Below are 10893 nucleotides of genomic sequence, written 5' to 3'. Positions count from 1 at the left end.
TTCCGAACCCGGAAGCTAAGGCCCACAGCGCCGATGGTACTGCACTCGCGAGGGTGTGGGAGAGTAGGACACCGCCGGACCACACTTAGAATGAGGGCCCCGCACCACCAGGTGCGGGGCCCTCACCACTTAAAACACCACACCCACCACAACGGTAAGGTCGGTCTGTGGATAATCTCTTTTCGGACCGCCCGCCGTCGCCCCCAGCCGCTGAGCCGCTCGAGGACGTCCTCTGCACCGTCGAGGTGCCGGCACCGGCCGCGCAGGCGTTTGACGGGTTCACCGATGCCATTCATCTATGGTGGCCTATTGCCACCCATGGCGTGTACGGGGAGGGAAGCTACGTCGGGTTCGAGGATGACGAGCTTGTCGAAACTGCCGACGACGGGCGTGCTGCAGTATGGGCGGAAGTGACGGCTTGGATACCCTCCCGCCAGCTGTGCCTTGCGTGGCACCCCGCCGCGGGCCCGCTCGCCGCGCAGCCGGTCGAAGTGTCCTTCACTGAGGAAGGGACCGCAACCGCCGTGACGTTGCGGCACGGAGGCTGGGACGGCCGCGCGGACGGCGCCGCGGAGCGCGAACGGTACAGCCGGGACTGGCCCGCAGTGCTCGCGCGCTACGTACGGTTCATGGGCGGCAGGGAAGCTTAGGAGCGCGGGTCTAGGCGCTAGGTGCCGTCGTGCTGGTGCGTACTATGAAAGCGGGCTCAACCAGCTCGCTGTGCGGTGCCGTTTCGGGGCCGCCGCCGAGCTGCTCGAGCAACCGTTGCGCGGCGCGTGCCCCCTGGCGGTGCGGCGCCTGGTCGAACGTCGTCAGGCCGAAAACGTCCCCCAGCTCGTGGCCGTCAATGCCGATGACGGACAGGTCGTCCGGTACCCGGAGCCCGAGTTCGCGGGCGGCGAGGATGGTGCCGATGGCCATCTCGTCCGAAGCGGCGAAGACAGCTGTGGGCCTCTCGTCAGGATGGGCCGGCAGCACCTTGGCCGCCTGATAGCCGCCCGTGATGGTGAAGTCTGCCAGCGGCAGCCACGCCGGGCGGGGGGCCAGACCGGCAGAGCGCATGGCGGCCTCGTAGCCGTCGCGCCGGGCGGTGGGCAGCCTGAAGTCCCGCTCGAACTCCTCGCTGCCGCTCAGATGCGCGATCCGCCGGTGCCCCAGGGAGAGCAAATGCGCAGTGGCGGTCCGGGCCACGGCGAAGTCGTTGATGCTGATGCTCGGGGCGCCCGGGATGGCGCCGCCGACGCCGACCACGGGGATGCGCACGCCGAGAAGTTGGTCTACTTCGGCTGCGGAGAGCGCCAGGGAGACAGCGATGATCCCGTCCAGGCGCTTGCGCATGAGGAAGTCCGTCAGCACGCTCTCACGGCTGTGCCCGCCCCTGCTGGTGTCGTACAGCATGAGGTCGTATCCGGCGGCGAGGAGGGTCGTGGCGGCGCCGTCGAGGACGTTCGCGAAGTACCAGCGGTTGGCGGCGGGAAGGACGACGCCGATGTTGCGGCTCCGTCCGGAGGCGAGGCTCGAGGCGTTGTAGGAGAGGACGAAGCCCAGTTCTTTGGCCGCATCGAGTACGCGGCGCTTGCTCGCGGGCGATACGTTGCCGTTGCCGCTAAGGGCGCGGGACACCGTGGCTGCAGAGACGCCCGCCCGAGCGGCGACGTCTTTGATTCCCGGCATTCCCGCGCCCCCTGCGTCTGTCTTAGGCCAGTTCCAGCCAGGCCGTCTGGTCCGGTCCGAGTTCGCGCCCTCCGGCGGTACCCGTCCCGCTGTTGAGCAGCAGCACGCCGTCCGGCAGGACCACCGGCTCCTGGCCCAGGTTCATGATCACCAGCACGTTTCCGTTCACGAAAGCCAGGCAGTTCGGGAACTGGTCGCCGTCGACCCAGGACAAGGATCCGGCCCCGAGACCGAGGTCCCGCCGCAGCGCGAGCCCAGCCTTGTACATCTGCAGGTGCGACCCGGGATCCTCTTCCTGGCGGTCCCGCGCGAGTTCGTGCCATTCCTCCGGCTGCGGCAGCCAGGAGCCACCGGAGCAGCTGAACCCGGCGGCAGACTTGCCCGAGCGCCATGGCAGGGGCACCCGGCAGCCGTCACGGCCGACCCGTTCGCCTGCGGTGCGGTGGAAGGTCGGGTCCTGGCGGTGCTCGTCGGCGAGGGCTGTGTGGTCCGGCAGCCCGAGTTCTTCACCCTGGTAAAGGTAGGCGCCGCCGGGCAGGCCGAGCATGAACAGCGACGACGCACGGGCGCGCCGGCGGCCGAGGTCCGAATCCGGCTGCTCGTCGCGCGGGCCCACCCCGTCGCCGGAACGCGGAGCCCCGAACGGCAGCCCGAGCCGGGAAGCGTGGCGGACGACGTCGTGGTTGGAGAGGACCCAGGTGGTGGGGGCGCCGACCTCGTCGAAAGCCCGGAGGGAACTGTCGATGACGTGCCGCAGGGCGCCGGCGTCATACGGGCAGTGCAGGTAGGCGAAGTTGAACGCCTGGTGCATCTGGTCCTCGCGCACCCAGTTGGCCAGCCGCGGGAGCGGATCGATGGAGGCCTCCGCGCAGAGAATCCGCTCGCCGTCGTACTCGGCCAGGACATCGCGCCAGCGGCGGAAGATGTTGTGGATCTCCGGCTGTCCGAACATCGGAGCCTCATGCCCGGGGAAGCCTTCGCTGCTGCCGCCATCGGCGCGGCCGCCCCAGTCGGGCAGGCCGGAGGCCTTTACCAGCGCGTGCGCGACGTCGACGCGGAAGCCGGACACGCCCCGGTCAAGCCAGAAGCGCAGCACGCGCTCGAACTCGGTGCGCACGGACTCGCTGTCCCAGTTGAAGTCGGGCTGGGAGGAATCGAACAGGTGCAGGTACCACTGGCCCGGACGCCCGTCGGACTCGGTGATCCGGCTCCAGGCCGGCCCGCCGAAGTGGGACTGCCAGTTGTTGGGCGGTTCATCGCCGGCCGGACCGCGCCCGTCCCGGAAGATGAACAGGTCCCGCTCAGGGCTTCCGGCAGGGGCCTGCAGGGCCGCTTGGAACAGGGGGTGTTCGTCCGAGCAGTGGTTGGGGACAAGGTCCACGATCACGCGCAGGCCCAGATGGTTGGCGCGGTCGATCAGCGCGTCGAAATCAGCCAGGTTGCCGAAGAGAGGATCGACGTTGCAGTAATCACTGACGTCGTAGCCGCCGTCGCGTTGCGGCGAGGGGTAGAAGGGGGACAGCCACACCGCGTCCACACCGAGCGAGGAGAGCGAGTGCAGTTCGGCAGTGATGCCGGCGAGGTCGCCGAATCCGTCGCCGTTCAAGTCACGGAAAGACTTGGGGTAGATCTGGTAGATGACGGCTGAGCGCCACCACTGGGACCCTTCGGACTTCGCGTGGACGAAGCTCAGGTGGGACGGGTCCAGGGCACTGGCCGTGTCGACTATCGCTTGAGACATGAGGGCTATCCTAGACGTCCCCGGGGCGTATTGGAAACGCTTGCAGCGTGGACACGCTGCGATTGCGCCGGTGCAATCACTTCCGCGCCAGAATGCACTGAAAGCGCTTGCAAAACCCCGGCGAAATCAGCGGCGACGAGCCAGGGTGAGCGATGCTCGCGGCGCTCAGCCTTCGGAGGCGTCCTCGGTCTCGGAGGAGAGGATTTTGAGCATCTCCGTGTCCGGGTTGAGCATGATGGCGGCCTCATCCCGCCGGTGCCGCAGCACGGTGTCGATGTAGGACTGGACCGCCTCGGCGAGGGGGACGTAACGCTCCTGCTTCTGCGACATGTACCACCGGTGCTCGAGGACCTCGTGCACAACCTCCGCCGGCTCAAGCTTGCCGGCGAGTTCGCGGGGGATTGAGCGCACGATCGGCTCGAAAACGTGGTTCACCCAGGCATGGGCGCTGATTTCCTCGTCCAGGTCCGGGTTGTTGTCCGCGCGGTAGGTGTCCATGTCGTTCAGCAGCCGGCGCGCCTGGTTCTCCTGGGCGTCGAGGCCGGTCAGCCGCAGCAGCCGCCGCTGGTGGTGGCCGGCGTCGACGACCTTTGGCTGAAGCTGGATGGTGGACCCGTCGGCGGTGGTCTTGATGGCGTACTCCTCGACGTCGAAGCCGAGGTCGTTCAGCCGGCGGATGCGCGCCGCCACACGCCAGCGGTCTCCGAGCTCGAAGGACTCCTTCTCCGTCAGCTCCGCCCACAGCCGCCGGTAGCTGTCCATGATCAGTTCGCTGGTGGCAACCGGGTCCACCTTTTCCTCGATCAGGCCGCCTTCCAGCAGATCCATCAGCTCGCCGGCAATGTTCACCCGGGCGATCTCGAGGTCGTATTCCCGCTGGCCCGCGGAGAGCTCCGGATAGATCTCACCGGTTTCGGCGTCCACCAGGTAGGCGGCAAAGGCGCCCGCGTCCCGGCGGAATAGGGTGTTCGACAAGGACACATCGCCCCAGTAAAAGCCGATCAGGTGCAAGCGGACCAGCAGCAGCGCCTGGGCGTCGATCAGGCGGGTGAGCGTGTCCCGGCGCAGCCGCTGCGAGAACAGTGCCCGGTAGGGCAGGGAGAATTTCAGGTGCCGGGTCACAAGGACCGGATCCAGTGGCCTGCCGTCGGCGGTTTTGCGCCCGGTGATGACGGCGACCGGTTCCACGCAGGGCACGTCCATCCGCTGCAGCCTGCGCAGCATGTGGTACTCATGCCGGGCGACGTGTTCGCTGGTTTCCTTCACCGCGATGACAGACCCGCCCAGGTGCGCGAAGCGCACCACGTGGCGGGAGATGCCGCGGGGGAGCGCCGCCAGGTTGGCGGCCGGCCAGTCCTCGAGGGCGATGTGCCAGGGCAGGTCCAGCAGCTCCGGATCGGCCGCGGCGGCCGTGATGTTCAGCGAGCCGACGACCGAGGCCGGCGGCGCGTCCGCCGGGCGCGGCAGCTTGCCCTTCTGCCCCCAGTCGGTAGGTTCGTCATGCCAATTGGCGTTGTTCGACTCGCTCATCGCATCAATTCTCTCTTAAAGCGGACGGGTCCGCCGAAATAATCCGGCGGACCCGTCCTTGGCACTTACACGGCAGGCTAGTCGCCCAGGCGCAGACCTGACGTCGTGTCGAACAGGTGAACGTGGCCCACCTGCGGCCGCACGAAAACGGTGTCGCCCTTCATCGGTGGGCGCCGGCCGTCGACGCGGGCCACGATGTCGTGGTCCTTGCCGTCCAGGGAGGTGTGGCCGTAGACATAGGCATCCGCGCCGAGTTCCTCGACGACGTCGACCTCGACCTGCAGGCCCTCGCCGGTGGCGACGGTCTCCAGGTCCTCAGGGCGGACACCCAGCATGACGGTGGAGCCGTGGGCCGCTTCGAGCACGTCGTGCGGCACAGGGTAGATCGCGCCGCCGAACTTCACGCCGTTGTCGACGACCGGCAACTCCAGCAGGTTCATCGCGGGGGACCCGATGAAGCCGGCCACGAACACGTTGTTCGGGTGGTCGTAGAGGTTGCGCGGGGTGTCTACCTGCTGAAGGATGCCGTCCTTGAGCACTGCGACGCGGTCGCCCATGGTCATGGCTTCGACCTGGTCGTGGGTGACGTAGACGGTGGTGACGCCGAGGCGGCGGGTGAGCGAAGCGATCTGGGTACGGGTCTGCACGCGCAGCTTCGCATCCAGGTTCGAGAGCGGCTCATCCATGAGGAACACCTGCGGGTTCCGCACGATGGCGCGGCCCATGGCTACGCGCTGGCGCTGGCCGCCTGAGAGGGCCTTGGGCTTGCGGTCGAGGTAGGGCTCCAAGTCCAGCAGTTTCGCGGCCTCGCGTACTCGCTCTGCGCGCTCTTCCTTGGAGACGCCGGCGATCTTCAGCGCAAAGCCCATGTTGTCCGCGACGGACATGTGCGGGTAGAGGGCGTAGTTCTGGAAGACCATGGCGATGTCGCGGTCCTTCGGCGGCACATCGGTGACATCGCGGTCACCAATGAGAATGCGGCCGGAGTTGACGTCCTCAAGGCCGGCGAGCATGCGCAGCGAAGTGGACTTACCGCAACCGGAGGGTCCGACGAGGACCAGGAATTCGCCGTCGGCGATGTCGATGTTCAGCTTATCGACAGCGGGCTTATCAGTGCCCGGGTACAAACGCGTAGCGTTATCAAACGTGACCGTAGCCATGCTTCATCATTTCCCTTCACGGGCAGGTACGTGCCCGACGATCCGTTGTGAATGGATAAATATTCAGTTGTTGCATGAGACGCGAGTGGAACGCGTCACAGCTAAAAGTATGCCATAACGTTTCAGGAGGGCACGAGGGTCCAGTCCGTGGACGTGTTTTGTCCGCGGGGCGGGATCAGCGGTTCCAGCGCGCCTGCTGCAGGCGTTCGAGAAGGAGCTGGACCTCGGCGGGGGAGCCGACGCGGAAGCCGGCAGCGGTGAAGCCGTCGCCGACCTTGATGCCGACGTCGTCGGGGAGGAGCCGGTTGAAGGCGGTCTCGTCCGTGGTGTCGTCCCCCGCGTAGACGACGGCGGTCGCGCCGACTTCCTGGCGCAGCAGCTGCAGGGCCTCGCCCTTGGATGATTTCACCACCGCGCACTCGATGACGCGTTTGCCGGGAGTGACGAAGACCCCGTCCATGCCCTCGAGCAGCTCTGCGGCTTCGGCCTCCGCGGCTGCGGCGACGTCGTCGTCCGCCTCGCGGGTGTGCAGGACGACGGCGGCAGGCTTGTGCTCAAGGGTGGTGCCCGGGTAGCGGCCGCTGAGTTCGGCCAGTGACGTGCGGACGGAGGCCAGCAGGTCCTCCTGCTCGGGTGTCAGGGTGAGCGGGTCGGCATGGGGGCCCAGCCAGATCTCCGCGCCGTGGCTGCCGATGAGGGCGATCAGCTGTGACGGTTTTGCCAGTCCGCGCAGGGTGTCGACGTCGCGCCCCGAGACCAGCGCCACGGTTGTCCATGGCAGCCGGCACAGCACGTCCAGGGCAGCGGCGGACCCGGGCAGCGGCCGGGCGTCCGAGGCCTTCGGCACGATCGGAGCGAGCGTGCCGTCGAAATCCATTGCGACCAGGAGCTTCTCGGTGGCGGCGACGCGGTCGAGCGCCTCCGCCAGAGCGGCGTCGAGGTTCCCGGCCGGGGAGTCCGCCCGGCTGCGGTCAGTGCTCATGGGAGCCCTTTTCCGCGGCCAGCGTGTTCAGGAACGACTGGGACCACTGTTCGACGTCGTGGTCCAGGATGTGCCGGCGCATCGCCTTCATCCGGCGGCTGGCTTCCCGCGGCGGCATCCTGACGGCGGCCATGATGGTTTCCTTCAACCCGTCGATGTCGTGCGGGTTGACCAGGAGGGCCTGGCGCAGCTGGTCCGCCGCACCGGTGAACTCACTCAGGACCAGGGCACCGGTGTCGTGGACCCGCGCGGCCACGTACTCCTTGGCCACGAGGTTCATGCCGTCGCGCAGGGCGGTGACCAGCATGACGTCGGCCGCCAAATAGAGGGCGACCATTTCCTCGATCGGGTAGCTGTGGTGCAGGTACCGGATTGCCGTGTTCTCCAAGGTGTCGTACGTGCCGTTGATACGCCCGACCGTTCCCTCGACCTCCTCGCGCAGCAGGCGGTACTGCTCGACGCGCTCGCGGCTGGGACTGGCGACCTGGATGAGCGTCGCGTCCCCGACCTTGACGGCCTGGTCCTCGAGGAGCTCGCCGAAGGCCTTGAGCCGGTGCCCGATTCCCTTCGTGTAGTCGAGCCGGTCCACGCCGAGCAGGACGGTGGTGGGGTTGCCCAGGTCCCGGCGGATCTGGGCGGCCCGCTCGACGATGTCCTCGCGCTGGGCAAGCTGGCTGATCTGGCTGACGTCGATGGAGATCGGGAACGCCTCCGCACGGCTGGCGCGCGAGGGGCCGCCGTCGGCAGCTGGCACCTGCACACGCTGCTGCTTGACCGTCAGGCCTAGGAACCGCCGGACCGAGCGCAGGAAGTTGGCGGCGTCGTTGCCGCGCTGGAAACCGACCAGATCGGCGCCGAGAAGTCCCTGGAGGATCGCCCGGCGCCACGGGAGCTGGGCGAAGATCTCCGGCGGCGGGAACGGAATGTGATTGAAGAACCCGATGGTCAGGTCCGGCCGCGCTTCGCGCAGGTACTGCGGAACCAGCTGGAGCTGGTAGTCCTGGACCCAGACCGTGGCGCCGTGGGAGGCGGCCCTGGCGACGGCGTCGGCGAAGCGCCGGTTGACCCGCCGGTAGGCGTCCCACCAGGCGCGGTGGAATTCTGGCGGCGCGATCACGTCGTGGTAGAGCGGCCAGAGAGTTGCGTTGGAGAAGCCCTCGTAGTACAGCTCGAGGTCGGCTGCGGAGAGCGTGGTGGGGATCAGGCGCATGTTGTCGTGGTCGAACGGCTCGAGCTCCTCATCGGGAGCCCCGGCCCACCCGACCCATGCGCCGTCAGTCTTGGCCATCATGGGCGCAAGAGCAGTCACCAGGCCGCCGGGGGATCGCCGCCAGGTTCCTTCCTGGCCGTCTTCGCCGGCGACGCGGTCCACCGGCAGGCGGTTGCTGACGACGATGAAGTCGAAGGTCCCGCCGTCGTCGACGTTGTTCTGTGCCGTGCCCGGATTGTCAGTGTTTCTTTCGCCAGACTCTGGCACCATAACTCCCTGCGGTCGTGTGCTCATCTGTAAGCAACCTTAGCGAAATCTGCGCCGGAATCAGATTGGCGGGTTGTTCGTTGGGGCCGGTGGAGGCCCTTTTGCGGGCTGGGGGCTTCTCAGGGGGCTCGCAGCCTCTGGCCTAAAATGAGGGGGTTGCCGTTTCCCGGCCGGCCCACGCCCACTGACACGAGGAACCATGAGCCCACAGAACGACCGAAAGCCCACGAAGGCCGAGCGCACGGCGGAAGCCCGCGAAAAAGCCCGGCAGATCCGCGAGGAGCAAAAGCGCAAGGAAAAGCGCAACAAATTGCTCATCCGCAGCGGCGTACTCGTGGCCCTGGTCGCCGTGGTGGCGGTGATTGCCCTTATCGTGACGACCAACCTGCGCAGCGCCGCACCGATCGCGGATAACGGGCCGACGCCGGCCAACGCCAACGCGCACGGCGGCGTCGTCCTCGGGGCGAAGAACACCGTAAGTGCTGTGAGCGCCTCGACCATCTCGATGTCCGACGTTCCTACCTCCGCGCCGTCTCCCACCGCCCCGGGGGCCGCCGTCGTGCCGCCCGGGGTTGCCAAGAGCCCGGCCGGGAAACCGGTGCAGATTGTGGCCTATGTCGACTTCATCTGCCCGGTCTGCCAGCGCTTCGAGCAGCAGTACGGCGCCGACCTGACCAAGTGGCGCGACGCCGGCCAGGCCACGGTGGAGTACCGCGCCCTTGGCTTTCTGGACCAGAACTCGACCACCAAGTACTCCTCGCGTGCGGCCAACGCTGCGGCGTGTGTCGCCAACAGCTCCCCGACCAAGTACGCGGACTTCTTCAACGCTCTCTACGCCCAGCAGCCCGCCGAAGGCAGCGCTGGCCTGAGCAACGACCAGCTGAAGAAGATCGCGGCCGACGCAGGGGCGGGGGACATCGGCAGTTGCGTGGACAGCGGGACCTACCGGCCCTACGTAAAAGCGATCAGCGCGGAGGCCCAGGCCTACGGCATCACCGGAACCCCGACCGTCTTCGTCGACGGGCAGAAGTGGGACGGCAGTACCGACTTCAAGGCCTTCGTGGACGGCATCATCAAGGCCAAGAAGTAGCCGGCGCGGGTGCCGCCGCCGTTTTCCGGCGGCGGCCCTCCTGGGCTAGTCTTAGCTAGCAAACTTCGCACCTTCGGGCATCCTCGCCGACGCCCGAAGGTGCACCCGCCTCCTTAGCTCAGTTGGCCAGAGCACCTGTCTTGTAAACAGGGGGTCGCCGGTTCGAATCCGGCAGGGGGCTCGGTAAACCCCTTCTGACCTGCGGAAACGTTGGATCAGGAGGGGTTTTTGCATGCTCCACGCGCGGGAAAACAAGAACTGCACAAGAATTGAGCCGGCCAAGATCGAAAAAGGTCGCTTCCGTCGCGAAGATGTGCCGGATCAACTCATGACACGAGCCGACGGCGCAAGATGGCTCAACTGAGGTAGGAGAAACCATGTGATCCGTCCGCAAACGCGGGGTCGAGAAGCACCCCCACCACACCCCTGCGCGCCCGGGCTCTGCCCGTGCCATCAGTAAGGAAAGCATTGGGGACAGGCGGACAACCGGGATGCGGGCCGAAACCGAAGCATGGTTACATTGCTGAATGTGTGAGGACGAGCCCAGGGTACCCAACGTCCCGGTAGTCCTGCCCGGCGGCAAAGCCGAGGTCCGGACACGCCCGGACGGGATCACACACGTGGTCTGGGCCACTCCAGCAGACGTGGAGGCGGAGGACGCGCGCGAGGTTCTCGATGCCGTCCAGCGGATCACCGGCGGCACCGAGCGTCCGCTGCTGGTCGACATGCGTGAACGCCAGGGGCACAGTGCGGGTTCCCTGCGGGTGTTTTCGGGCCCGTATCCGGCATCCCGTGTCGCGCTGCTCGGGAACTCTCCCGTGGACGCGACCATAGCGAGCTTTTTCATCGGCGTGCGGAAGCCGCCCCGCCCGACCCGCTACTTCACCTCGGAAGCCGCTGCAGTTGCCTGGCTGCTGGGCGCGCCCGGGCCGAACCCCGGTTAGGCGGGTTCGAGTGCCCGGTCCGGGCCTTCGCCCTTGCGGTGCTCCCGGGGCAGTCCAGCGGCATCACCCGGGGCGGCCAGGCCCCGCAGCTGCATTCCGGTGCGGCTGATGACCTCGCCGGCGGTCATGCCGGCCGCGGATGCGACCCTGTCGAGGGCTATGCCTTCAAGCAGCGCTCGTCGCATTGCTTCCTCGAGCAGCTGGACGGCTTGGTCCATTTCCCATTGGACGGTCTCCAAGTCCGCGGCTGCCACCAGCACGGGGCGAAGGTTGTCGTTGAGCATTGGCCGGCCTT

Annotated in this window: 10 protein-coding genes and 1 tRNA gene; 4 read left to right on the top strand and 7 right to left on the bottom strand. The window is 67.4% G+C overall.

What is annotated here, in order from left to right; all coding sequences use genetic code 11:
- The first annotated feature begins 167 nt into the window (after positions 1-167).
- Positions 168-650: an SRPBCC domain-containing protein gene (locus tag KIH31_RS17530; RefSeq protein ID WP_214428437.1), complete on the top strand. Its 483-nt coding sequence runs from the start codon at positions 168-170 to the stop codon at positions 648-650.
- A 10-nt stretch (positions 651-660) separates the two neighbouring features.
- Here KIH31_RS17530 and KIH31_RS17525 read toward each other — a convergent pair whose 3' ends face one another.
- The 6 genes from KIH31_RS17525 to otsA form a co-directional block, all read right to left on the bottom strand.
- Positions 661-1674, bottom strand: coding sequence for a LacI family DNA-binding transcriptional regulator (locus tag KIH31_RS17525; RefSeq protein ID WP_214428436.1), 1014 nt, complete (start codon positions 1672-1674; stop codon positions 661-663).
- A 22-nt stretch (positions 1675-1696) separates the two neighbouring features.
- Positions 1697-3415: a glycoside hydrolase family 13 protein gene (locus KIH31_RS17520; protein WP_214428435.1), complete on the bottom strand. Its 1719-nt coding sequence runs from the start codon at positions 3413-3415 to the stop codon at positions 1697-1699.
- Between the two features lie 165 nt (positions 3416-3580).
- Positions 3581-4945 (bottom strand): DUF4032 domain-containing protein, encoded by a 1365-nt coding sequence (locus tag KIH31_RS17515; protein WP_214428434.1) that lies wholly within the window; start codon positions 4943-4945, stop codon positions 3581-3583.
- A gap of 77 nt (positions 4946-5022) precedes the next feature.
- Positions 5023-6105, bottom strand: coding sequence for an ABC transporter ATP-binding protein (locus KIH31_RS17510; protein WP_214428433.1), 1083 nt, complete (start codon positions 6103-6105; stop codon positions 5023-5025).
- Between the two features lie 175 nt (positions 6106-6280).
- Positions 6281-7087: a trehalose-phosphatase gene (gene otsB, locus KIH31_RS17505; RefSeq protein ID WP_214428432.1), complete on the bottom strand. Its 807-nt coding sequence runs from the start codon at positions 7085-7087 to the stop codon at positions 6281-6283.
- Positions 7077-8567, bottom strand: coding sequence for an alpha,alpha-trehalose-phosphate synthase (UDP-forming) (gene otsA / locus KIH31_RS17500; RefSeq protein WP_214428431.1), 1491 nt, complete (start codon positions 8565-8567; stop codon positions 7077-7079). Before otsA ends, otsB begins: the two co-directional genes overlap by 11 nt.
- Positions 8568-8763: 196 nt before the next feature.
- Here otsA and KIH31_RS17495 point away from each other — a divergent pair, with 196 nt between their 5' ends.
- The 3 genes from KIH31_RS17495 to KIH31_RS17485 all read left to right on the top strand — a co-directional run bounded on the left by KIH31_RS17495 (position 8764) and on the right by KIH31_RS17485 (position 10598).
- Positions 8764-9654, top strand: coding sequence for a thioredoxin domain-containing protein (locus KIH31_RS17495; RefSeq protein WP_214428430.1), 891 nt, complete (start codon positions 8764-8766; stop codon positions 9652-9654).
- A gap of 107 nt (positions 9655-9761) precedes the next feature.
- Positions 9762-9835: transfer RNA gene (locus KIH31_RS17490), tRNA-Thr, on the top strand.
- A 346-nt stretch (positions 9836-10181) separates the two neighbouring features.
- A complete protein-coding gene (locus KIH31_RS17485; protein ID WP_214428429.1) occupies positions 10182-10598 on the top strand; it encodes an STAS/SEC14 domain-containing protein in 417 nt (138 codons plus the stop codon).
- On the opposite strand, the gene KIH31_RS17480 is transcribed toward KIH31_RS17485, so the two are convergent.
- Complete coding sequence (locus KIH31_RS17480; RefSeq protein ID WP_214428428.1) at positions 10595-10882, bottom strand: hypothetical protein; 288 nt, start codon at positions 10880-10882, stop codon at positions 10595-10597. The genes KIH31_RS17485 and KIH31_RS17480 overlap by 4 nt on opposite strands.
- Between the last annotated feature and the right edge of the window lie 11 nt (positions 10883-10893).

Origin of the sequence: Paenarthrobacter sp. DKR-5 (assembly GCF_018531425.1) — a bacterium.
In the GTDB taxonomy this organism is placed as follows: domain Bacteria; phylum Actinomycetota; class Actinomycetes; order Actinomycetales; family Micrococcaceae; genus DKR-5.
Note: the sequence above shows the minus strand (reverse complement) of the source record. Positions and strands in the feature narration are given on the sequence as shown.

Excerpts from the sequence above, each read along its gene's own strand:
- KIH31_RS17525 (WP_214428436.1), bottom strand. The coding sequence starts at position 1,674 with ATGCCGGGAATCAAAGACGTCGCCGCTCGGGCGGGCGTCTCTGCAGCC.
- KIH31_RS17520 (WP_214428435.1), bottom strand. The coding sequence starts at position 3,415 with ATGTCTCAAGCGATAGTCGACACGGCCAGTGCCCTGGACCCGTCCCAC.
- KIH31_RS17515 (WP_214428434.1), bottom strand. The coding sequence starts at position 4,945 with ATGAGCGAGTCGAACAACGCCAATTGGCATGACGAACCTACCGACTGG.
- KIH31_RS17510 (WP_214428433.1), bottom strand. The coding sequence starts at position 6,105 with ATGGCTACGGTCACGTTTGATAACGCTACGCGTTTGTACCCGGGCACT.
- otsB (WP_214428432.1), bottom strand. The coding sequence starts at position 7,087 with ATGAGCACTGACCGCAGCCGGGCGGACTCCCCGGCCGGGAACCTCGAC.
- otsA (WP_214428431.1), bottom strand. The coding sequence starts at position 8,567 with ATGGTGCCAGAGTCTGGCGAAAGAAACACTGACAATCCGGGCACGGCA.
- KIH31_RS17495 (WP_214428430.1), top strand. The coding sequence starts at position 8,764 with ATGAGCCCACAGAACGACCGAAAGCCCACGAAGGCCGAGCGCACGGCG.
- KIH31_RS17485 (WP_214428429.1), top strand. The coding sequence starts at position 10,182 with ATGTGTGAGGACGAGCCCAGGGTACCCAACGTCCCGGTAGTCCTGCCC.
- KIH31_RS17480 (WP_214428428.1), bottom strand. The coding sequence starts at position 10,882 with ATGCTCAACGACAACCTTCGCCCCGTGCTGGTGGCAGCCGCGGACTTG.